This window comes from Thalassotalea sp. PP2-459 (genome assembly GCF_001913705.1).
Taxonomy (GTDB): domain Bacteria; phylum Pseudomonadota; class Gammaproteobacteria; order Enterobacterales; family Alteromonadaceae; genus Thalassotalea_C; species Thalassotalea_C hakodatensis.
On the sequence record NZ_MKQD01000038.1, the window covers coordinates 82,887 to 106,661 of the forward strand.

23 protein-coding genes are annotated in these 23,775 nt (G+C 38.3%); 6 read left to right on the forward strand and 17 right to left on the reverse strand.

Annotated elements, in window-relative coordinates; translation table 11 throughout:
• Window positions 1–256: 256 nt before the first annotated feature.
• From astE to seqA, 4 genes are all read right to left on the reverse strand, one after another.
• Complete coding sequence (gene astE, locus BI291_RS08935) at window positions 257–1,336, reverse strand: succinylglutamate desuccinylase (protein ID WP_254849554.1); 1,080 nt, start codon at window positions 1,334–1,336, stop codon at window positions 257–259.
• A 124-nt stretch (window positions 1,337–1,460) separates the two neighbouring features.
• Entirely contained in the window at window positions 1,461–2,198 is a 738-nt protein-coding gene (locus tag BI291_RS08940) for a GGDEF domain-containing protein (protein WP_074498406.1), read from the reverse strand.
• A gap of 97 nt (window positions 2,199–2,295) precedes the next feature.
• Complete coding sequence (gene pgm / locus BI291_RS08945; protein ID WP_074498407.1) at window positions 2,296–3,942, reverse strand: phosphoglucomutase (alpha-D-glucose-1,6-bisphosphate-dependent); 1,647 nt, start codon at window positions 3,940–3,942, stop codon at window positions 2,296–2,298.
• Window positions 3,943–3,959: 17 nt separating this feature from the next.
• Window positions 3,960–4,508 carry a replication initiation negative regulator SeqA gene (seqA, locus tag BI291_RS08950; protein ID WP_074498408.1) on the reverse strand — a complete coding sequence of 183 codons (549 nt, stop codon included), beginning with the start codon at window positions 4,506–4,508 and terminating at the stop codon, window positions 3,960–3,962.
• A gap of 126 nt (window positions 4,509–4,634) precedes the next feature.
• On the opposite strand from seqA, the gene BI291_RS08955 reads away from it, so the two are divergent.
• From BI291_RS08955 to BI291_RS08980, 6 genes are all read left to right on the forward strand, one after another.
• Window positions 4,635–5,405 (forward strand): alpha/beta fold hydrolase, encoded by a 771-nt coding sequence (locus tag BI291_RS08955; protein ID WP_074498409.1) that lies wholly within the window; start codon window positions 4,635–4,637, stop codon window positions 5,403–5,405.
• A gap of 110 nt (window positions 5,406–5,515) precedes the next feature.
• Complete coding sequence (locus BI291_RS08960; protein WP_074498410.1) at window positions 5,516–5,737, forward strand: DUF2788 domain-containing protein; 222 nt, start codon at window positions 5,516–5,518, stop codon at window positions 5,735–5,737.
• A gap of 2 nt (window positions 5,738–5,739) precedes the next feature.
• Complete coding sequence (gene ybfE / locus BI291_RS08965) at window positions 5,740–6,021, forward strand: LexA regulated protein (RefSeq protein WP_074498411.1); 282 nt, start codon at window positions 5,740–5,742, stop codon at window positions 6,019–6,021.
• A gap of 18 nt (window positions 6,022–6,039) precedes the next feature.
• On the forward strand, window positions 6,040–6,567 hold the full coding sequence (gene fldA, locus BI291_RS08970; protein WP_074498412.1) for a flavodoxin FldA: 528 nt from the start codon (window positions 6,040–6,042) through the stop codon (window positions 6,565–6,567).
• A gap of 324 nt (window positions 6,568–6,891) precedes the next feature.
• Window positions 6,892–7,335 (forward strand): ferric iron uptake transcriptional regulator, encoded by a 444-nt coding sequence (fur, locus tag BI291_RS08975; RefSeq protein WP_074498413.1) that lies wholly within the window; start codon window positions 6,892–6,894, stop codon window positions 7,333–7,335.
• 187 nt (window positions 7,336–7,522) lie between these two features.
• Complete coding sequence (locus BI291_RS08980; RefSeq protein WP_074498414.1) at window positions 7,523–8,863, forward strand: HD-GYP domain-containing protein; 1,341 nt, start codon at window positions 7,523–7,525, stop codon at window positions 8,861–8,863.
• A gap of 59 nt (window positions 8,864–8,922) precedes the next feature.
• Here BI291_RS08980 and BI291_RS08985 read toward each other — a convergent pair whose 3' ends face one another.
• From BI291_RS08985 to BI291_RS09045, 13 genes are all read right to left on the reverse strand, one after another.
• The gene (locus tag BI291_RS08985) at window positions 8,923–9,381 is read right to left on the reverse strand and encodes a GNAT family N-acetyltransferase (RefSeq protein WP_074498415.1); all 459 of its coding nucleotides are present in this window, start codon (window positions 9,379–9,381) and stop codon (window positions 8,923–8,925) included.
• On the reverse strand, window positions 9,374–10,291 hold the full coding sequence (locus tag BI291_RS08990; RefSeq protein ID WP_074498416.1) for a DMT family transporter: 918 nt from the start codon (window positions 10,289–10,291) through the stop codon (window positions 9,374–9,376). The genes BI291_RS08985 and BI291_RS08990 overlap by 8 nt, the downstream gene beginning before the upstream one ends.
• Before the next feature lie 275 nt (window positions 10,292–10,566).
• Window positions 10,567–11,136, reverse strand: coding sequence for an alkylphosphonate utilization protein (locus BI291_RS08995; protein WP_074498417.1), 570 nt, complete (start codon window positions 11,134–11,136; stop codon window positions 10,567–10,569).
• A 124-nt stretch (window positions 11,137–11,260) separates the two neighbouring features.
• On the reverse strand, window positions 11,261–12,433 hold the full coding sequence (locus BI291_RS09000) for a dicarboxylate/amino acid:cation symporter (RefSeq protein WP_074498418.1): 1,173 nt from the start codon (window positions 12,431–12,433) through the stop codon (window positions 11,261–11,263).
• Between the two features lie 60 nt (window positions 12,434–12,493).
• Window positions 12,494–13,864 (reverse strand): tRNA lysidine(34) synthetase TilS, encoded by a 1,371-nt coding sequence (gene tilS, locus BI291_RS09005; protein ID WP_074498419.1) that lies wholly within the window; start codon window positions 13,862–13,864, stop codon window positions 12,494–12,496.
• Between the two features lie 39 nt (window positions 13,865–13,903).
• Entirely contained in the window at window positions 13,904–14,860 is a 957-nt protein-coding gene (accA, locus tag BI291_RS09010; RefSeq protein ID WP_074498420.1) for an acetyl-CoA carboxylase carboxyl transferase subunit alpha, read from the reverse strand.
• A gap of 53 nt (window positions 14,861–14,913) precedes the next feature.
• Window positions 14,914–18,444: a DNA polymerase III subunit alpha gene (dnaE, locus tag BI291_RS09015; RefSeq protein WP_074498421.1), complete on the reverse strand. Its 3,531-nt coding sequence runs from the start codon at window positions 18,442–18,444 to the stop codon at window positions 14,914–14,916.
• Window positions 18,445–18,459: 15 nt separating this feature from the next.
• Complete coding sequence (gene rnhB / locus BI291_RS09020) at window positions 18,460–19,098, reverse strand: ribonuclease HII (protein WP_074498422.1); 639 nt, start codon at window positions 19,096–19,098, stop codon at window positions 18,460–18,462.
• 1 nt (window position 19,099) lies between these two features.
• Window positions 19,100–20,275 (reverse strand): lipid-A-disaccharide synthase, encoded by a 1,176-nt coding sequence (gene lpxB / locus BI291_RS09025; protein ID WP_074498423.1) that lies wholly within the window; start codon window positions 20,273–20,275, stop codon window positions 19,100–19,102.
• A gap of 2 nt (window positions 20,276–20,277) precedes the next feature.
• Entirely contained in the window at window positions 20,278–21,048 is a 771-nt protein-coding gene (gene lpxA / locus BI291_RS09030; RefSeq protein ID WP_074498424.1) for an acyl-ACP--UDP-N-acetylglucosamine O-acyltransferase, read from the reverse strand.
• A 12-nt stretch (window positions 21,049–21,060) separates the two neighbouring features.
• Window positions 21,061–21,513, reverse strand: coding sequence for a 3-hydroxyacyl-ACP dehydratase FabZ (gene fabZ, locus BI291_RS09035; RefSeq protein ID WP_074498425.1), 453 nt, complete (start codon window positions 21,511–21,513; stop codon window positions 21,061–21,063).
• 41 nt (window positions 21,514–21,554) lie between these two features.
• Window positions 21,555–22,589, reverse strand: coding sequence for a UDP-3-O-(3-hydroxymyristoyl)glucosamine N-acyltransferase (gene lpxD, locus BI291_RS09040; protein ID WP_074498426.1), 1,035 nt, complete (start codon window positions 22,587–22,589; stop codon window positions 21,555–21,557).
• 606 nt (window positions 22,590–23,195) lie between these two features.
• Window positions 23,196–23,717: an OmpH family outer membrane protein gene (locus BI291_RS09045; protein WP_074498427.1), complete on the reverse strand. Its 522-nt coding sequence runs from the start codon at window positions 23,715–23,717 to the stop codon at window positions 23,196–23,198.
• Window positions 23,718–23,775 lie beyond the last annotated feature (58 nt).

The window sequence follows — 23,775 nt, forward strand, 5'->3', positions numbered from 1 at the left end:
AATGTTAAAGGGAATATCAAAAACCTGTATGCAATCAAGTATAGTGCGAGATTGCATAAATGAGACTTTCGTTTTAGGTGCGTTATCATTTATGTTTTTTACCTGCGCAAACTTTACCTTTACGTTAACTGTAATGCAAGTTTCAAAAGTACACCACACTTCATCTTGTTTGTAAGTGAACATTAATGTTTACAGAAATATTTTAAAATCTATAAAAACAATAAATTACCTATGTACCTGTTAATATATTCGATGGTTAATTTTCGTTCAAACTGGCAGGGATCACCGTCAGCATCGCTCGCTGACCAATAGCAACATTCGCATTTGGGAATATAATTGCTTCACCTTCATGCTTAGTTTTGATTTTGTTACCGCCATCTATTGCTAAAACGTGGTCTTTTGGAAAGTCAGTAAAATTAACCGTATCGCTAGAAAACGTTAATTCAAACGCTTCATGCTGACGATTTATCACCTGTGCAACGGTAAATATATGAAAGTCATTTTCATCGTATGCTTTGAGCTCAAGGTTTTGCCCAGACACTAATTTAGTTAGCGTTGAAGCTACTTGTTTGAACTGTGTCATGTCGTTATTACCAAATGGCTGAACCTTACCAAGTTCAATAGTAAAGGCATCGGCACCAAAGTGCTTTGACGAAAAATAACTGAATGTCGTTGTAGGTGAATTTGATAATAAAACAGTATTCACACCACACGCTAAAAGGAATTGTAATTGCGAAGATTTTCTAGGTTTACCATGTAAATACGGGTATACCGCAAACTTATCATATTTTGCACCACGAATTGCTGTGTGTAAGTCATAGTGCATACGTTCACGCGATTTATTGAGGGTGGCGCCATGTTCAAAAAATTGTTTGATCGTGTTTTCAAGCAATAAAGCGCGCTCACGCTCTTTATTAATGAGTCCTGCACCATTTCCTTGATCTAGTGAGTGCCCTCCTGAGAAGAGCCTGTTCATGTTTTCTTCAACGAAGCGCTCAGCAATATTCATCGAAGCAATATTGCCAAAAATAAATAAAACCCGCTGACCAACATTAAGCTGACCGAGAATAATCTTTTGAATGATATCGCGACAAATTTCAATGGGTGCTGTTTCATTACCATGAACACCACTAGATAAAACAATATCTTGCGTGGTGTCTACACCTTTTGGTGAAAATGAAATAATACCGGTGTCAAAAACAGACACGGTACATTGTGAAGTGGTTGCTTGATGAGTAACATCAAAGGAAAATGTTTCTGGTAATGACCATGGATGCTCGCGTGAAAGCGCTAGAAAGTCACCCGTTGTTTGTAACTGCTGCTGTAAACTACCCAAACCAATTTCTTACTATGGTGAATGATAGTGGTTATTGTAAAATATTTAGCGTCATTTTTTTACTATAATATTCACTCAGATAAAAAAACGTGTTCAAGCAGAAAACTTTCAACGTTACTTTCAGTTAACTATGACCGTGGATCGCATTTTTACCACGATGTTTTGCCACTAAAAGAGCATCTTCTACATCATGAAGGATATCTTCAACAATTTGATGTTTTTCATAAATAGCAAACCCTATACTACAGGTGATCTCAACAGTAGATGCCATGGTTGGATCATCAATCGCTTGTTGTAATTTTTCAGCAAATTGATACGGGGGAGACTTTGATGTAATCGGCGCTATTACAATAAAGTTATCATCTAACCAGCGACATAATAATGCTTGCTTAGGAATAGCTGCATTAAGCTTTCTTGTGACTTGCTTTAGCACTTCATCACCGACTAATTGTCCATATAAGTCATTTACTTTTTTAAAATCATCTAAATCAACTTGAAACACTGCAAATGGTTGTTCGTGTTTATTGGCTAACTCACACCAAGAAATTAAGCTTAATTGTCCTGAACGTCTATTGGGTAAACCGGTTAGCGGATCTATTAATGATATTTGCTCTAACGTATGAGCCATAATACCTAGCTCTCGTATCCGGCGGTAACTGAAAATAAGCCAGCTAAACGCTAGCGTGAACGTTAGTGGAATTAACTCGTCAAGTTCATAGTTTTCATGTCTCATTACAAATTGATAGATGCCTTCAAAAAAGTCTATTTGCATGAAAACAATCAGAAACGCTAAGTTTACCACTGCTATCACTAATAAATCTTTTATCACTGTCGGTCGATGTATGTACTGACGATGAGGCATAATCTCTCTTAAAATGAACTTGTTATTGTTGTTAAATGCACTCCTTGCATCTTAATCCTTGTTAAATTTTAATCAAATTGTACGTTATTTCGCACCATTATGATGCATTTTTTGTAAACATTTTCTTAACAATCAATTGGGCATCCTCAATTATACGATCTAAATGCGCTTCATTAATAAAACTTTCAGCGTATATTTTATAAATATCTTCCGTACCTGACGGTCTAGCTGCAAACCAACCATTCTCAGTGGTAACCTTAATACCACCAATAGACGCACCATTTGCCGGGGCATGTGTCATTTTCTCAATGATAGGCTCGCCAGCTAAGGTCTGCTCGTCTATGTCATTTGCATCAATTGATGTGAAAATATGTTTTTGTTGTAATGTTGCAACGGCTTCATTGCGCTTATAGCAAGGCTCACCTAATGCTTCGGCTAGCTCATTATAGTACTGTTGAGGGTTTTTTCCTGTTACGGCTAATATTTCTGCTGCAAGCAACGCCATGATGAAACCATCTTTATCGGTTGTCCAACAACTACCATCAAGTGCTAAAAACGAAGCACCAGCACTTTCTTCACCACCAAAAGCATAGTCTCCAGAATGAAGCCCTTCTACGAACCATTTGAAACCAACAGGTACTTCTGCCAACGGTTTGTTTAATGATTTGGCCACACGATCAATAATCGAGCTAGACACTAATGTTTTACCAATTTTACAAGTATCTGACCATTGTCGATGCGTCATTAAATAATGAATAGCAACCGCGAGATAATGGTTAGGGTTCATTAACCCATCTGTTTTTGTCACAATACCGTGGCGATCGAAATCAGCATCATTTCCTACAGCAATATCAAAACGATCTTTTAAATCAATCAAGCTAGCCATCGCATAGGGTGATGAACAATCCATACGAATTTTTCCATCTTTATCAAGGGTCATGAAAGCAAAGCTAGCGTCTACTTTTTCGTTTACCACCGTTAATGCTAGTTGATAACGTTCAGCAATAGCAGGCCAATAATCAATACCAGATCCTCCCATCGGATCAGCACCAATGGTTACTCCAGCTTGTTGTATTGCCTTAAAGTCAATAACTTTTGATAATTCATTTACATAGAAAGTAATAAAGTCTTGCTTGGTTAATAACGGCGATTGCAATGCATGTTGATAACTTGCTTGCTTTGCATCTAACAAACCTCGTTGAATAATGTCGTTCGCGCGCTTTTCAATACGTTGGGTAATATTTCCTTCCGCAGGGCCTCCGTGAGGAGGGTTATATTTTATACCACCATCTGCGGGGGGGTTATGAGAAGGTGTAATGATAAGACCATCAGCTTGAGTGTGGTGTTCACGGTTATGAACGATGATTAACCTTGAAATTACCGGAGTAGGCGTAAACCCAAAGTCTTGCTGCACTATTACCGGCACGTTATTAGCAATTAATACCGATAATGCGGTAGCAAATGCAGGTTCAGATAATGCGTGAGTATCTTTACCCAAAAACAGTGGCCCATCAATTCCCTGCTGCTGTCGGTATTCAGCAACGGCTTGGCAAATAGCTATAATATGATGCTCATTAAAGCTATGTTTTACAGAGGTGCCTCTATGTCCAGATGTACCAAAACTAACACGTTGCTCAACGTGATTAATATCAGGTTGATTAAGGTAATACTGACTAACAACAGACGGTATGTTTTCTAGATCTTTTGGCGTAGCTTGTTGACCTGCATTTTTGTGAACAGACATGAATACCTCTTAATTTTTTATAATAAATCTCTTATTTTTTCTATTTGCTCATCTACATAGCCTAAGGCTTTTGCTACCTCGGTGATCATCATTTTTTTCCGGGTGGTATTTGAATTAGTAATCACCCAAAAGCGACTTTCAGGGATCTGACGTGGCTTTGTACTACTACCAGATTCACTCAACGCTTTTTCACTATCAGCAAAATATAAGCGGTCTCGTCCTCTTATACCTAAAACCGTAGAAAATGCTTCGCCATGTACACGATGTAACGCAGATAATAACAATAAAAAACGCCCGACGACTCCTCTTTGCATAGCGAGTTCTTCTTTATTTATAACATCGAATACATTTTTCTTTTCTGCATTTTTTACTTGAGCAGAAGCAGACACTTGGTTTTCTAGCGAAAATGTTTTAGTTACTTTGTCGGCACTAACCGACTTTGCTTTCGTTTGCTCTCCTGGCAAAGCCAACAGGCGCCGTAATATGGATGACGCGCTTTCGCCAATATATTGAGTATTTGACGCTAAATATTGATATAACTCTTCATCTATTTCGATATGTTTCATCTAATAACCTTACCACGATAATTGCGAGCAAGATTATACTGAGCTTATTACTAAGTCTCTAGAGGAATTTAGCTTATTGATGAAATTCAGTATAATGTTATCAACATTCATTATTTTTATTTGTTCATGGCCATTCTTCATTATCAACAACAAGGACAAGGTGCTCACTTACTCCTCATACATGGTTTACTGGGTAGCTTAGAAAACTTAAACATGGTCGCCAAACCGTTAAGCGAGCATTATACTGTTACCAATGTCGATGTCAGAAATCACGGTAGCTCCCCACAGATTAATAATATGGAATATGACTCACTAGCGACCGACATTATTGACACTATGGACGCGCTAAACATAGAAACAGCAAGTATTTTAGGTCATTCTATGGGAGGGAAAATAGCTATGCAGGTAGCGTTAGAATACCCTCGGCGCGTTAATAAACTTATCGTTGCTGATATCGCGCCTACTGCATATCCTCCACATCATGAGCAAATTTTTGCAGGTCTTAATGCGATTGATTTACATAGCATTGAAAGTAGAAAAGATGCCGATGTAACGCTTTCACATTATGTTGAACAAGCAGGCGTTCGACAATTTTTATTGCGTAATTTAACAAAACATAATGAACAATTTCATTTTAAATGTAATCTCGCATTTTTAACTCACTGCTATCCACAAATTATGGCCGCATATCAAGGAGAGCGACGGTTTTCTCGACCTACATTATTCATTAAAGGCAGTGAATCAAATTACATTACCCATCAGCATCGTGATAGAATCAATCAACTATTTCCTAGTGCTTCAGCAAAGATAATTCAAGGTGCTGGCCATTGGTTGCACGCAGAAAAGACCGTAGCTTTTAATAAAATTGTCGGTGATTTTTTGCAAAAAATTCATTAAAGGATATTATTTGCCTTTTTTATTGCATATGCAATAATTTATATGGTAAAAATAATGCGTAAGGTGTTTGCAATGTGCTATAGTCGCGCCTGAATTTTTTAAGGTGAATTATGCTTGCTGAACACTTTGCTTTAATTGAAAAAATAGGCTTAAACTTATTTTTTGTTTTTATATTTGTTTTCATAGGGTTATCTATACATGACATTATGAAAAAAAATGATGTGCCTAAAATGGGACAATACGTAGTGTACTTCGTGTTGTTTTTAGGTTGTGCTGGCTTTATTGCCAAGGGCGTGATCCAATTTATTTGGGAAAATCAGGGCCTAGGCTAACCATGGCAAAACACGAAGCAGATTTAACCACAATCGACATATTTGGTGATGATAAGCGACCTGGTCGCCCAAAAACCAATCCGCATTCGCGGAGCGTTCAGGTTCGAATTAACAAACGAAACCAAGTAAAAAGAGACCGAAATAACGGTTTAAAACGTGTTGAATTTAAAATTCATCAAAATTTGATAGAAAAACTAGATCAGCTCGCACAGAATGCTAGCTGCAACAGAAGTGAACTTATCGAATCACTTATCATAAAAGCATTAGCAAGCGAAGAAAATTAAAGTAAAAGGTTATTATTCATGGCAATTGTAGGTTTATTTTTTGGTAGCGATACAGGTAACACTGAAGCGATAGGCAAAATGATCCAAAAGAAATTAGGCAAAAAAATGGTTGAGGTAAAAGATATTGCCAAAAGTACCAAAGAAGATATCGCCGCTTTTGATTTGATTATTTTAGGTATTCCAACGTGGTACTACGGTGAAAACCAATGTGACTGGGATGATTTTTTACCTGAGTTAGAAGAAATTGATTTCACCGACAAATTAGTCGCTATTTTCGGTTTAGGTGATCAAGAAGATTACGCAGAATACTTTTGTGACGCAATGGAACCGCTTAGAGATATTTGTGAATCTAAAGGGGCCATAATTGTTGGCAACTGGCCAAACGAAGGTTACGAATTTGAAGCCTCAAAAGCGTTAATTGATGAAAATACTTTTATTGGGCTTTGTGTCGATGAAGACAGACAACCTGAGCTTACAGAAGAACGTGTAGATAAATGGGTTAATCTTGTTTATGAAGAAATGTGTTTAGCTGAACTTGCTGATTAAGTTGTCATAAAATACTCATAAAAACCTGCATTAATGCAGGTTTTTTAAATCTGTTAATATAATACCAAACTCAGCCCAGAAAACTTGTAGTATTTTCTTGTATTGATATCGATAATTACACACAAATCGATCACGCTTTTTTTAATAAGCATATTCATAGAATATTGCCTTGATTCTCAGAGAACCACCGATTAGAAAATTCTTGTAAAGTGATCAAATAATTAACTGAAACACGATAATAAAAAATATCGTTAAATAGCCCTTTAATATCACGGCAAATCCCACTATAATTTTACCCTTTACGACCAATTGAGACGTTACTTCATGCCAGATCAAAACGAAGAACTAAAAAGAGCCGGATTAAAAATTACGTTACCACGCGTTAAGATTTTAGCAATTCTGCAAGATCCTAACAATCAGCACATAAGTGCAGAAGACGTATATAAAATTCTGCTTGATCAAAATGAAGAAATTGGTCTTGCGACCGTTTACCGCGTATTGAACCAGTTTGACGATGCAGGCATTGTTACTCGTCACCATTTTGAAGGTGGTAAATCTGTTTTTGAACTAAGCCATAAAAAGCATCATGATCACCTTGTGTGTTTAAAGTGTGGTAAAGTTGTAGAATTCGAAGATGATGTTATTGAGCAACGCCAAGAAGATGTAGCAAAACATCATAAAATTCGCTTAACTAATCACAGCTTATATTTATACGGTGAATGTGAAGACCAAGAGGCTTGTGAAAAGTACCGTAAATCTCATCAATAAAATATCTTAATCATATAAAAACGGCTTATCATTTGCCGTTTTTTATCCTTTTATCTCCCTATTACGTTCAATTTTCACGTTAACTCACAAAACAAACCGTCGCGACTAACATTCTTTTATGCTATAACTGACGATAGTTCAATAGTTTAAGTATTACCTGATCTGTTAACCCTTTAAGGATCTATCTGTGGATTTAAAGGTAGAAAATAACGAACATTACATCAACCACCTAACGGATGTAAGTACCACGAATAAAGTGGTGGCTGTAGAAAATATCTACAATACATTTGGTGTGTTACTAGTGCCAAAAGGCACAGCAATTGAACATCGGGTACAGGAGTTCTTGGTTGGCCATAAAATGCAAAGCCAGCTCGACGAATTGATTACCGTCCAAGGATGTTTAACGAATACTTCACTAGAAAAGGAGTTTCAGCAATTCCTCAAAAAATACCCAGATCTTATTCAAATTCACAACAATACGAATTTCGCGAGTATATTAAATCAGCTTTGTGCAGTTAAACAAATTCCAAGGGTTTTACTGCAAAAGCTAACCATCATGAAAATTCAATTGCCAGATTTATTTGAACAAACCTTATTCAGTACTTGGCTTGCATGCCTGTTAGCAAAAGAAATGAAGCTAACGCTAGAGCACATTAATCATACTTTTTATATCGGTCTTTTACATGATATTGGCTTATTACATATTGATCCTACTTTAGTCAGTAAACAAAGTAATTTTACTGATAAAGAATGGGATGCCTTCAAGCAGCATATTAAGATAAGTTTAGCCATTGCCAAGCTTATCCACCCCTTTGGAAATGAAGTGCTTCGTGGCATAAAAGAGCACCACGAACGTTGCGACGGTAGTGGCTACCCAATGGGGTTACATAACAGCCAACTTGGCAATTTGGGCCAATTAGTTGGGCTTGCAGACTTAATTTGCCATATTCGCACACGCCAGTTTGATAAATCGGGGAAATCTATGGCGAATATTTTACCCTATCTTCAAATTAATTCGCATGCGTTTAAATTTGAATTTTATCAAGCGATGTACACTATTTTACAACGCTCACAGCTTGATAGCGCAGAATTAATTGATCGTCAAACTTTTACGTCTTTACCAAAACGGATTATATTAAAACGCATTCGTATCATGCAGTTACATCTTGCTTTTAATGACTTCATTGCTCATATCCCTGAAAATATATCAGGAAAACATTACAAAGCCTTACTTGATGCTAACCAGCAAATCAATAACATTATTAAGCGCGGTGGTTTTGATAGTGCAGAAACCTTAGACTGGTTAGAAAGCATTAAGGAAGATGACTACAATGAAGTACATCAAGAATTACAAGAGCTTGACGATTTACAATACGAAATACTATGGCTGTTTAAAAAAGTATTTCGTATTGTACCAAGCTTTCTAACAGAAGAACTCCCAGAAGATTGCGCGGCGAAAATCAGGCTTGATGCACAAATGGAAACATTGGGTCAAAATTTATTACAAGCTTGGGCTGATTATCAATAATCTCTTTTTATTTCATGCTCAATGAATGTTTCTTGGTCTTCGGTAAACAAAGTTATGTACTACTTTGGACGCCAAAGCATTTGGTATTCTAAGGCATTTTCCCCAACCACAACAAACCCTGCTCTTTTGTATAACTTAATCGCAGGATTTTTAAATAAAACATTTAATGAAATGGGCACATGTAGTTGTGATGCTTTATCTTGCAGAAGAGCTAACAATCTAGTGCCTAAGCCCTTTCCCTGAAATTCTTGCGCAATTTGTAATTGCCTGATGTGCCATTTACCTGTCGATTGTGCGAGTTTAATTAGCCCAATCGCAACATCTTTAAAGCAAATAATATAAGAATCCTCAAAATATTCTGTAATTCTCGCGAGATGTTGCTGATCAGAATACACGAGGCCAGCAGTGAATAAGTGCTCGTTCATGGTTTCTTTTCTAAGTGTGATCAAGTAACTAATATCAGTATCAACAGCTTTACGAAAAGTAAAAGTTAAAGCTTTAGGCTGCTCATCACTCATGTGTCGTTACCTTTCGTTTAATACGTTTATGATTAACAAGTGCTTCTACTTTGGTACTCCACTGAAAGCATGATAAGCCACAAATAACAAAAATAGCACCAACTATTATTTTAGGTGTTAATTGTTCATTATTAAAAACATAGCCTAAAATCAGTGCAAGGACCGGAGTGATCATTGTCACTAAAGCAACCGTGCTAGCTGATAACTTTTGTAATACATAAAAATAAGCGATAAAGCCTAAAAGTGAGCCAAAAATGCCTAAATAAATAATCGCCGCAATGGAGCGAAATTGCCATTGTTCAAAAGGAATTGAACCATCAAAAATTAACCATAGACTAAAAAATAACGGAACACTAAAGGTTAGTGCACCTACAGTCGTCGCAATGGGATTAATTGCCATCGGCACTGATTTTATTAATACGCCACTCACACTAAAAAAGAACACGCCAGCTAAAATTAAACCAATACCGATATAAGCATCACTTTTTAACGCGATATTATCAATACAAACAATCAACAATCCTATTAAGGCAGCAACTAACGCCACTTTCTTAGTCAAAGAAAAACGCGGCTCAGATAACATTTTTTGAGCAAGAAACCCAGATAAAATAGGTGCTAAGCCAAAAACCAATGACATCAACCCTGATGAAATATACGTGGCTGCCATGTATGAAAATGACATACCACCAAAAATGCCGACAGAGGAAAATCCATAAAGTTTAAGCGCTGTTTTATGCCAAGGCATCGCAATACGACAAGTCAGTATTATCGACATACCAATGAGCCAGGCAATAAGCATGCGTAACAGTACAGCCATAGTGGGATGCACTGACTCACTACTCCAAACTATACCTAATGGTGTAGTTGACCAAATTATCACAACAGCGAGATACGCTATCGGTACACGCATTGCTTTACTCCTTTAAAACAGTTATTGCTGCGATTAAAACAAAAAAACCGCAGTAAAAACTGCGGTTTTAAGACAAAAACAAATGTTATCTTTCCGCAGCAAAAACACACCAGCGCATTGTTTTAACGACAATACGTAGTTTAGGTGTTTGACAGAGGACTATTTGCTGAAAAGTTAACATGTAATTCTTACAACGTTTTTATAAAATTCATTAAGTAAGCTAATAATGACCATGTGCTGACAATAAGTCAATACACGTATTATGTGATTTTACACTACGCTTTTTTTAAGTAAGCTGAAACAAGCACAATTTTAGTGCCATTTACTTTACCTTCTATATACTCAGGGTTATCAGTTAATGAAATACCTCTGACCATAGTGCCTTGTTTTGCAATAAAATTGGCACCCTTGACTTTTAAATCTTTAACCAAGGTCACATTATCGCCCGCTTGTAATTCAGTGCCATTGCAATCACGTGTTGGCCCATTAGTTTGCTCTGCTGCTATACCCTGCTCAGCCCAATGCTTTACGTCATCTTCTATGTAAAGCATGTCCATTGCATCTTGTGCCCAGCTCTCTGAAGATAGTTTATGTAACATGCGATAAGACAATACCTGAATCACCGGCTCTTGACTCCACATGCTATCGCTTAAACAGCGCCAATGATTAAGATTTATTTCTTTATCATCATTTATTTGATCTATACATGCTGCGCACAAATAAGCTGTTTGTTGCACGCTTCCATCACTGTCCGGTGGTACAAGATAGACAGATAATGAATCCTTTGATGTGCAAAGTTCGCATTGTGAATTACTTCGTGTTTGCAAAGCTTGTTCTACTGGCATTAATAAATCCTCAAAAATTTTGCGCTATTATGCCTGCAAAACCCTTATAAAAATAGGGGCTTAATATAAAATAAAAAACACAAAAAAGGCCGCTACCGCGGCCTTCTATTCGATAAAATCTTGTTTATTCTTTATCAGTGATAGGTGTTAACCCTTCTTCGCCGGCAAACTTATCTACCCAAAGCGCAATTGCACCATCACCAGTTACATTACATGCGGTACCGAAGCTATCTTGAGCCATATAAAGAGCGATCATTAATGCCAGTGCAGCATCAGTAAATCCTAGCATACTTGCTAATAACCCTAACGCAGCCATTACTGCGCCACCTGGCGCGCCTGGTGCTGCGATCATGGTAACACCTAGCATAAAAATAAAGCCTAACATGCCAGTTAACCCTGGTAACGATAGCCCTGGAGTCATGATCATAACTGCCGTAGCACAAGTGACAATGGTTATTGTTGAACCACTTAAATGAATTGAAGCACATAATGGCACAGTAAAATTAGCCACGCCATCACTTACTTCATTCTCTTTGTTTGCACGTAGTGACACAGGAATTGTCGCCGCACTAGACATAGTACCTAATGCTGTAAAATATGCTGGCAGCATATTTTTTAACAGTGTTGCAGGTGACTTACCAATTGCAAGACCTGTGGTTACATACAATACAGTGATCCAAATCCAATGCATAACAAGCGCAAGTACAAGTACAATACCAAAAGTTTTTAAGGTTGAGAAAACCGAGCCGTCGACGGTCATTTCAGCAAATACACCCGCAATATAAAATGGCAACGCTGGAATAATTACCTTTGATAGTAATTGCTCAATCACATCTTTTGCTTCATTTAACGTAGTTCTCAAAGAATTAGCATTGGTTGCACTGATACCAATACCAAAAATGAACGCAATCGCTAATGCAGTCATCACATCAAATAGCGGCGTTATTTGAATATCGATAAAGCCTTTGGCTGTGCCACCATGAGAGGCTTCTGCGACCGTGCTCGCGGTTAATTCAGGTAAAACATTACTAGCCACTAAAAAGGCAAGAATGCCCGCAACAATTGTTGAACCATAGGCTAAGCCTACCGTTTTACTTAACAATGAGCCTGAGCCTTTAGGTAAAGAGGCTATGCCACTGGCAATATAAAATAAGATGATCAGCGGAATGGTAAACTTAATCAGTTGACCAATGAGGTTTTGCGCAGTGAAAACTAACTGAACAATAAATTCGGGTGCGTAAAGCCCAACTAATATACCAGCGACAATACCGGCAATAAGCTTTAATACTAAATTCATAAGAACTCCGATTGTTATAATATTTTTTATGGGGACGACAAATTGCCGAATGCGTTTATTCTAACCTGACTCAGTTTCTTCTAGCCAGACAACTTTAATATTTAATTGATGTTTATCTTTAACGTAAGGCTGACAGACAAAGTATTTAGTCACAGCGATCAACTGTTCATCAACATATATCATCGGTGTGCGTTTACGTTGCCAAGGGGCTACATTAAGCTCTTGCCATAGTTTTTTCATTTCACGACGATATTGTCTGTAATCAGGTAACACTTTTTCATGAGGTTGTGCAAAAGAGACGATTAATTGATCAGTCGCCTTATCTATTGAAAATACTTGCGCAGTGGAGCAGTCACTTTCACAATAGCTTAATTTTAGTGTTCCTAAATTATCAGGTAAAGAGATATCTATAGGGCTGTCTATTACTTTCTGAACATCGATCACATGCTTCCATTGCTGCAGCTCAGTAAAAGCTTGTGTTAAATAAAGCTTCCCTTGGTATTGCCGCAGCCAACCATTGCCGACTTTAACTTGACGTTTACTTTCAGACTCAATACTTAACCCCGCAAAAAGTTGTTGCAACTGCTGTTCGCTTGGCATGGTTATTTTGTGTGAAGCTAAAAAAAAGCGAATAACGTGCTTTCGCCTAATTGTTGATAAGTTGAGTAATGCCTCAATGCAAAGAATTTTAGCATTATCAGCACAGCACGTAGCTAAATCTTGCTTGGCTATTTCATCGATTAAACGTTGCGTTTCTTGGCAATGTGAAACAGTGCGGGCAATACTTTGAGCAATGCTAGGCCAACGGTTTTCTAATATGGGAGCTACTTGATGGCGAATAAAGTTTCGGTCAAACACTTGATTGCTATTTGACTCATCTTCAACCCATGGCAATTGATGCTCTTGTGCGTAATGTTCAATTTCTTGTCGAGAAATAGACAATAACGGCCGTAATAAGGTTTTACTTGTAGAACGAAATTGCGATATAGGTTGTATAGCTGCCAGGCCCTGTACACCTGAGCCTCGTTTTAATGCAAGTATAAAGCTTTCCATTTGATCATTTACATGGTGACCTGTAACAATAACGGCGTTACTTGGTGTGATGTGATCAAACACTTGATATCTTGCCTCTCTTGCAATGGCCTCTAGGCTTTGTCGAGGTTGTTTAACTAAGTGAACTGTTTCGGTGTTAAACGTAATACCGTATAGTGCGCACTGTTTGGCAGCGAAGTTCTGCCATTTACCAGCATGTTCACTCAAACCGTGGTTAACATGACAAGCAAATATTGACACTGCAGGTGTAGCTTTTTTTAACCTCGAAAAGAGGTGCAGAAGTACTTGAGAGTCAATTCCGCCGCTATAGGCGATACAAATAGGCCGCTCAAGAAAAGGTAATAACTGCTGTTGGAACTGAGCAAATATGCTGTTCATAGAAAAAGGCTTAATGTGTTAACACTAAGCCCCTCATTATTAGCAATAGCCGTAAGACATAAGTCGTTGATAACGTAGTTCTATTAACTCTTCGCTCGATAAACCTTCTAGCTCTGCTAAGCCGTCTTTAAGCGATTGCTTTAACACAGCAGCCATTTCATCTTTATCACGATGTGCACCGCCCATAGGTTCAGTGATCACATTATCAATAAGTCCTAGTTCTTTGATCCGTTTAGCCGTTATCCCCATCGCTTCAGCGGCTGTTGGCGCTTTTTCTGCTGTTTTCCATAAAATAGAAGCACAGCCTTCAGGTGAAATAACAGAGTACGTTGAATATTCAAGCATATTAACGCGGTCGCCCACACCAATCGCTAAGGCGCCACCAGAACCACCTTCGCCGATAACCGTACAAATAACCGGTACATTTAAACGCGCCATGACTTGCAGATTCTTCGCAATCGCTTCACTTTGACCACGCTCTTCAGCACCAATACCTGGATATGCACCTGGCGTGTCAATAAAAGTAATAATAGGCATGTTAAAACGCTCGGCCATTTCCATTAAGCGCAACGCTTTACGATAGCCTTCTGGTCTTGGCATACCAAAGTTGCGTTTTACTTTTTCGGTCGTAGAACGCCCTTTTTGATGACCAATAACCATCACAGGTCTTCCGTCTAATCTAGCCGTACCACCTACAATTGCTTTATCATCAGCATATGCCCTATCACCAGCAAGCTCATCAAAGTCAGTAAAAATACGCGACAAATAGTCATAGGTATATGGACGTTGAGGATGACGAGCAACACGCGCCGTTTGCCATGGATCTAAATTGGCAAATATTTTTCTTGTTTGTTCTTTGTTTTTTTCTTTTAATTGATTAATTTGCTCTTCAAGATCAAGATCTAACTCTTGCCCTTTGCTCACTAATCGTAGTTCTTCAATTTTTGCTTCAAGTTCAGCAATCGGCTGCTCAAAGTCTAAAAAGTTTAATGACATATGTTTTTATTACCTATGCGTTAACAAAAGTTACCGTGTATTTAACACGCTAATTATTTAAACTGTAATGCGAGATTTTCTTCGCCCGCAAGTGTTTTTAATTGATGCAATAATGCATCAGCGGGGGTTACTCGCCATTGTACACCCAATTCTAACATACCTTTTGCTTCATCTCTTTGATAAAACACACGAATTGGACAAGTACCATCTTTATACTCAGATAATACCTGACTAAATTGATCGATAAAATTATTCGCCATGTCCTTACGATCTACACTGATGTCGATTGAAGACAGATAGTTTTCTCGCGCATCAGCGATAGTCATAATATCGCGACCCGTCATTGTAATACCACCAGAGTAATCATCAAAGCTGACCTGTCCGCTACACACTAAAATTGCATCAGGAACAAGCAATTCAGCAAAGGTATCATAATCATCAGGAAATAGCCTCACATCCATGCGAGCACTTTTATCATCTAAGGTCAATAACGCCCAACGCCGACCTCTTTTATTGACCAATACACGTACACTTAACACTAAACCAACCGCTGTTGCTGTTTTATCCCTACCGGTTGGTTGCATTGACACTAAACGACCGGATGAGTAACGTTTGATTTCTTTTAAATAACGATTAATTGGATGGCCTGTTAAGTATAAACCAAGTGTTTCTTTTTCACCGTCTAGCCAAACTTCTTCTGGCCACATTGGCACATCTTTAAACGCTTGGCGTGTATCATCTGGCTCTTCGTTTATTAAGCCAAATAAGTCATCTTGACCTAACGCTTGCGCTTTAGCATGTTGTTCTGCCGCCTTTATCGCTTCTGGTAACGTTTCAAAAAGTGCCGCACGATGTGGACCTTTATCGGTTTTAGGTCCTAAATTATCCATAGCACCTGATTTTATTAAGCGTTCAAGTACGCGTTTATTGGTTTTCTTTAAATCGACTCGGGCGCAAAAATCAAATAAATCAACAAAAGGACCGTCAGCATTTCGTGAAGCAATAATGGCTTCAATAGGCCCTTCACCGACGCCTTTAACCGCGCCTATACCATAAACAATTTCATTGTTGTCATTGACAGTAAATTTATATTGCCCTGAATTTACATCTGGCGGTAATAAGGTTAACCCCATATTACTGCATTCATCAACTAGCGTTACGATTTTATCGGTATTGTCCATATCAGCAGACATTACCGCAGCCATGAAAGGTTCAGGAAAGTGCGCTTTCATCCATAATGTTTGATACGACACTAAGGCATAGGCTGCTGAATGCGATTTGTTAAAACCATAACCCGCAAACTTTTCTACTAAGTCAAATATCTTCATGGCAAGTTCACCATCAACACCTTGACTTATTGCACCCTCCTCAAATATCGCACGCTGTTTAGCCATCTCTTCGGGCTTCTTTTTACCCATCGCGCGACGAAGCATATCGGCTCCACCCAGCGTATAGCCAGCAAGTACCTGTGCAATTTGCATCACTTGCTCTTGATATAAAATAATACCGTAGGTTGGCTCTAGAATTGGTTTTAATGATTCATGTTGCCACTTTACATCAGGGTAGGAGACTTCTTCTCGGCCGTGTTTACGTTCGATAAAATTGTCAACCATGCCCGAGTCAAGCGGCCCTGGTCTGAATAAGGCTACAAGTGCGATAATATCTTCAAAACAGTCAGGCTTTAATTTTTCAATTAACGCTTTCATACCTGACGATTCTAATTGGAATACCGCCGTTGTTTGGGCAGCAAGTAATACTTTAAACGACGCTTTATCTTCCAGAGGAATCGCGGCTATATCGATAAGTTCTTTACCTTGTTTAATTAGCTTATCGTTCGCCATTTCAACAGCCCATTGTAAAATGGTCAGTGTTCTTAACCCCAAGAAATCAAATTTAACTAAGCCGGCATCTTCTACATCGTTCTTGTCAAATTGGGTGACGGGGTTTTTTCCTTCATCGTCACAGTAAAGGGGAGCAAAATCAGTAATCGTTGTTGGTGAAATAACAACACCACCGGCGTGTTTACCGGCATTTCGTGTAGTTCCTTCTAACGTACGACACATATCGATTAAATCTTTTACGTCACTGTCTTGCGCGTAAACTTCTGGCAACTTAGGTTCAACTTCAAAGGCTTTTGCTAGCGTCATACCTGGATCGCTTGGAACTAACTTAGAAATACGATCGACAAAACCATAAGGATGCCCTAGCACTCGGCCCACATCACGTATAACTGCTTTAGCTGCCATGGTACCAAAAGTGATAATTTGCGATACGGCATCACGACCATACAACTCTGCGGTGTGATCAATTACCTCATCACGACGATCCATACAAAAATCGACATCAAAATCAGGCATTGATACACGCTCAGGGTTCAAAAATCGCTCAAATAATAAATCAAACTCTAACGGATCAAGGTCAGTAATTTTTAGCGCATAAGCCACCAAAGAACCCGCACCAGAGCCTCGACCAGGCCCAACAGGAATATTATTGTCTTTGCTCCACTGAATAAACTCCATCACGATCAAGAAATAACCAGGAAACCCCATGTTATTGATAACGTCTAATTCTATTTTCAAACGTTCATCATAGGGTTGGCGTAGTTCAGAAAAGTTGGAAGCATCTTTATCAAATAAAAATTCTAATCGTTCTTGTAAGCCCTCTTCAGACACTTTTATTAAAAAATCATCTATTTTCATCCCTTCCGTCGGGAAATCAGGCAGAAAATACTCGCCAAGTCTTACTGTTACATTACAACGCTTTGCAATTTCAACGGTATTTTCTAAGGCTTCTGGAATATCAGCAAACAATTCGCACATTTCAGCTTCACTGCGAAGGTATTGCTCCGGGCTATACTTTTTAGGCCGACGTTTATCATCTAAAGTAAAGCCGTCGTGTATGGCCACCCGAATTTCATGCGCATCAAATAAATCTTCAGTGAGAAACACAACTTCATTAGTCGCCACTACGGGAAGGTTATTTTGCTGGGCAAGTTCAATCGCTAAGTGTAAGTAAGTTTCTTCGTCTTCGCGGCCCGTACGAATTAACTCAAGGTAATAATGATCAGGAAAGTGCTGCTGATAAAAGCTCACCATCGAATTGACCATCGTTTGGTTGCCTTTTAAAAGGGCCTTACCAACATCACCATCCTTTGCGCCAGACAATAAAATTAAGCCGTGTGCATAATCAACTAACCACTCTTTATCGAGCACCGCTTTACCTTGCACATGGCCACGCAAATACGCCTTAGAAATCAATTCAGTTAAGTTTTTATAGCCATCATTGTTAGTAGATATCACGACTAACCGTGACAACTCATCACCGAGTTCTTCAGACTTCACCCAAAAGTCACAGCCAATAATAGGTTTTATACCTGCGCCATGACAAGCATGATAATATTTAACTAAGCCGCAAAAGTTCGTTTGGTCTGTTAAAGCAATCGCCGGCATGTTCATTTCTTGTGCCTTGGCAATGATGGGTTTTACTTTATTTAAACCATCTGACATAGAATAGTCACTATGTACACGCAAATGTACAAACTTTGGCGGAGAAAATGCGGTAGACAATTCTTGAGATTCTGACATGCTGTTAATTAGTACTTATTGATTTAGTAAAGCAGCAACTGGCTTAAAGCTTTTACGATAGCAGTCTAGTACGCCAAGTTCGACTATTTTTTCTAAATGGAATTTCGTTGGGTAGCCTTTGTGCTTTGCAAAGCCGTATTCAGGATACTGTTCATCAAGTACTACCATCTCTTGATCACGCGCTACTTTGGCAATAATAGAGGCGGCGCTAATTTCAGCAACACGTAAATCACCTTTAACAACCGATTGGCTTGCTATTTTGCCGTCTGAGCTAAGATCTGAACTTAGAAATGTTGGGCATCGGTTACCATCTACTAATACATAATCAGGTTCAACAGCAAGCCCTTGAACTGCTCGCTGCATTGCCAACATCGTTGCATGTAAAATGTTTAAAGTATCAATTTCTTCTGGTGTTGCTCTTCCGATACACCAAGCTGTGGCTTTTTCTTTAATTTCAGCGGATAAAAGATTACGCTTTTTTTCTGATAGCTTTTTCGAGTCAGTTAAGCCTTCAATAGGATTTTCAGGGTCTAAAATAACGGCGGCAGTTACTACATCACCCACTAAAGGACCACGGCCAACTTCATCAACACCCGCAATACGATAAGCGATTGGATAGGTAAAAGGCGGTAAGGTTAGTTTCACTTTACTCATATTATGTTTTACTTTCACATAAATCGACAACAGCTAACGCTGCTTGTTTACTCGCATCACAGCGTAAACTATGGTGGATGTCGGTAAAAGCCTGAGTTAAATCATCTTGTGGCTGATATAGACGCTCTGTTAATAAGGGTAATAGATTTTCTACCGTCACCTGACTCTGTAAAAGTTCAGGTAAAAGAGCTTTATTGGCTAACAAGTTTGGCAATGAAAACCATTTCACTTTCACAAACCCTTTAAACATATGATAAGTGAAAGCATTAAACTTATAGCAAATAATCATTGGTCTTTTAATCAATGCAGCTTCTAATGTGACAGTGCCTGAAGCCGTTAACAAACAATCGCTCGCAGCCATTACTGTTTGGGTATCTCCAACGACAACCTTAACAGGAAGTGTTGGCGCGATGTCTTGACATATTTGAGTAAATTGCTTTGCGCGTTTATCACTGATCATGGGCGCAACAAAGCTCAAATTAGCGTCTTGCTGATGTAACGTTTTTGCGGCTTCAAGAAATATAGGTGCCAAACGAGTTAGCTCTCCGCCTCGACTACCGGGCATAATTGCAAGGGTTTTGCGACCGGGTAATTGCAATTTTTCACGAGCAAGCTGTTTATCAGACAACATGGGAATTTCGTCAGCTAACGGATGGCCAACAAACGTGCATGGCACTTGATAATTATCATAAAACGCTTTTTCGAATGGCAAAAGACTTAACACCATATCGGTTGCTTTTGCTATGTTAAATATACGTTTAGGGCGCCACGCCCAAACACTTGGACTGACATAATGAACAGTTTTTATTCCACGTTGTTTGAGAGGCAATTCAAGTCTTAAATTAAAATCAGGTGCATCAATACCAATAAAAACATCAGGCCGTTTGGTACTAAAATAATCAACCAGTTCATCACGTACTTTAAACAATCGCCTTAAACGACCTAGTACTTCAAAAATCCCCATGACGGAAAGTTCTTCCATGTCATAAAGACTATTGAAGCCAAGTGCCTTCATTTTAGGCCCACCAATTCCAACAAATGTTGCGTTTGGATAATGAACTTTCAAAGCAGAAATTAACCCTGCTCCTAAGGTATCACCCGAATGTTCGCCGACTACAATGCCAAAAACAGGTGCACTTACTGATACATTTTCAGTGTTTTCAAGCGTTGTTGTCATGATTATCGAATAATGCCGCGATTAGACTGATTAATAAAATCAGTAAAAAGTGATACTTCCTCTTGCTGTGGAATTTCTTCGGCAATAACTGCTAATGCTTCATCTACGGTTAAACCGGCACGAAATACTTTACGATAAGCTTTTTTAATCGCTTTTATTGCATCACTTGAAAAGCCTCGGCGTTTTAAACCTTCACTGTTAAGGCCGTAAGGCTTTGCCGCATTACCTGATGCCATGACATAGGGCGGTACATCTTTTAAAATCAAAGAGGTTGCAGCGACAAAACTATGAGCACCAATATGACAAAACTGATGAACACCGCATTGACCGCCTAAGATTGCGTAATCACCAACATGTACATGACCAGCAATTGACGCATTATTCGCTAAAATACAGTGATTACCAACAACACAATCATGAGCAACATGCGTGTAAGCCATAAATAAATTATTGCTGCCTATTTCGGTAATTCCTTGATCTTGAATGGTACCGCGATGAACGGTACATGATTCACGAAAAATATTATTATCGCCTACAATCAATTTAGTTGGCTCACCGCTATACTTTAAATCTTGGCAATCCTCGCCTATGGAAGCAAATTGAAATATTTTATTTCCTTTGCCTAATTCAGTCGGGCCATTAATCACAACGTTAGGACCAATGTGGCAATCATCACCAATAACCACATTTTTACTGATATAGGTCCATGGACCTATCGTAACATTTTGACCAATGACTGCGCCTTCTTCAATAATGGCTTGAGGGTGGATCAAGAGTAACTCCTATTACATTTTACGGCGTGCGCACATCAAATCAGCAGAACATACAACTTTACCGTCTACGCGGGCTTCGCCATAAAACTTCCACATACCACGTCGCTCTTTCAAAAAGTCAACATGTAGGTGCATCGTATCACCCGGTAATACTGGGTGCTTAAATTTCGCATTATCAATGGAAGCAAACAGATACATTTCATCTTGTTCTCTCGCTTCTGTACTTTTAAACCCTAAAATACCAGTAGCTTGAGCAAGTGCTTCCAAAATCATCACGCCAGGGAAAATAGCTAAATCGGGAAAATGACCAGTAAAAACAGGCTCATTAATAGTAACATTTTTTATCGCATGCAGTGACTTACCAGGTTCAAAATCAAGTACGCGATCAACTAATAACATTGGATAACGATGTGGAATCAATTTACGTATTTCTTCTACATCTATGGTGTTTTTTTGAGTGTCCAATTTAATGTCCTTTTCTACTTATTATCTAGGTTTTACTACACCTAGTTTACGTTAGCAGTCAGTGCTTTTATTTGCTGCTCTAATGCTTTTATTTTAGCATTAGTTGCCTCTAGCTTTCTAATTCTTGCGTTAGTTTTATGCCATTCTTTATTTGGTTGACAAGGTGCGCCCGATGAATAAACACCGCCTTTTGGTATATCTTTGGTAACCATTGTCATGCCAGTAAAAATACACCCGTCAGCGATTGTTATATGACCGTTTATACCAACAAGCCCTGCGATAGTGCAATTTTTTCCAATAGCTGTGCTACCAGCGATAACACTACAGGCCGCCATCGCGGTACCTTCACCAATAGTAACATTATGTGCAATTTGAATTTGATTATCGATAATCACGCCATCTTTAATCACAGTATTACCTAATGCGCCTCGATCAATCGTTGTACTCGCACCAATTTCAACATTATTACCAATGATAACAGTACCTAGTTGCGGGATTTTAATCCACTTCCCTTGCTCGTTTGCATAGCCAAAGCCATCTGAGCCAATCACGGTATTGGCTTGTATTAAACAATTTTTACCTATATTTACATTATGATAAATAGTGACATTAGCCCACAGCTGAGTATGTCGACCAATTTGGGCTTTTTTCCCAATAAAACAACCTGCACCAATACACACATTATCTTCGAGCACCACACCGGCCTCTATAACGGCATTTGCACCAATAGCAACATGTTTACCAATAATAACGTCATCTTCGATAACAGCGCTAGGGTGTATCGAAGACGCTGGCGCTGGTGTTGTATCAAGTAACTGTGCAACCAATGCATAACCTAAGTAAGGGTTCTTCATTACTAATGCATTAGTTAGGCAACTTTCAGCACACTCTGATGAAAGTATAACGGCAGAAGCATTAGTTGATTCAAGTTGCTGTTGATACTTAGTATTCGATAAAAAGGCGATGTCACCAGATTGAGCATCTGATAATGTCGCAAGTTTATTAACCGAACAAGTAGGATCACCTTTTACTGTCGCGCCTATTTTTTGTGCAATTTCTTCAAGTGTATAACTCATGATAAACAATTTTCTTTTTTCAAGGACCTATGGTCTATTATCTGTGTTCAATCATTCGAATGATAGAATATGTCGCTTATCCCAAGGTGGAATAGTGCCATTTAGTCAGCTAAACCAACTGTTTTTTTTACCATAGAGTAAGCAATTTAAGTCTCAGTCTTTGAACAATAGTACTGTTAACAGTAGCGGTATTAGCATGCTTTTATTTGGATATACCAATCGTGATTTATATAGCTCTGTTAGCATTAAAAATAACCTATTGCAAAACAGATGAACAACGGTCAATAGCCTCTAGCAATAATATGATTAATTGTAGGCTATTTAACATCAGATGTGGATAACTAAAATACGCTGAGTCGATATTTTTATCTGTTTTTTCACGTTTTTATCGCATTAATTAACCTGTACTTTGGTTAATGTTTTATTTAAAACGCCTCCTCAGCATTTAATTTTTTATCAAATCAGTTAAGAGAATCGCTGTTTATATCAAATGTTATTAACTCGATGTTTAATGTCATTGTAATTCTAGGTGATTTAACAAAAAAAAATAAAGCGCTGTTAAAAACAGCGCTTTATTAATTAACTCAAAATATGAATAAATTCAAATTAGTTTGGTAACTTACTCACTTTTTCGATCACTTGTGCAGAAATATCTGTATCAGGATTAACAAATACAAGCGCTTCTCTTCTGATCACTAAATCAAATTTTTCTTCCGCCGCAATCGACTCAACCGTTTGACCAATTAACGCCAAAAGCTTGTTGGTTTCTTGGTTTTGCAATGCACCTGCGTCTTTCTGTAATTTTTGACCTTTTTCCTGGTACGCACGATACGTATCAGCAATTTGCTTGTCTAAATCAGTTTTTTGTTTTTCTGACATTAGCTCAGCATCACGTTCTTTTTTATTTTGAAAATATTCAAAATCTTTTTTAAGTTGCTCTAATTCAGCACGCGAATCTTTGAATTCTGCTTCTAATCGTTGTCTTAACGCATCTGTCTGCGGTATTTGTTGCATTACTTGTTGAAAATTAACCACGGCAATTTTTTGATCTGCAGCACTTGCGGCGCCCGATAATAATGCACTTGAAGCAATTGTTGCCAATGCAACCGATTTAAATAACTTTTTCAATGTAATCTCCTAGCTCGTAAATTCGCTTCTATTTATTTTTATATAAGGTTTAAAATTT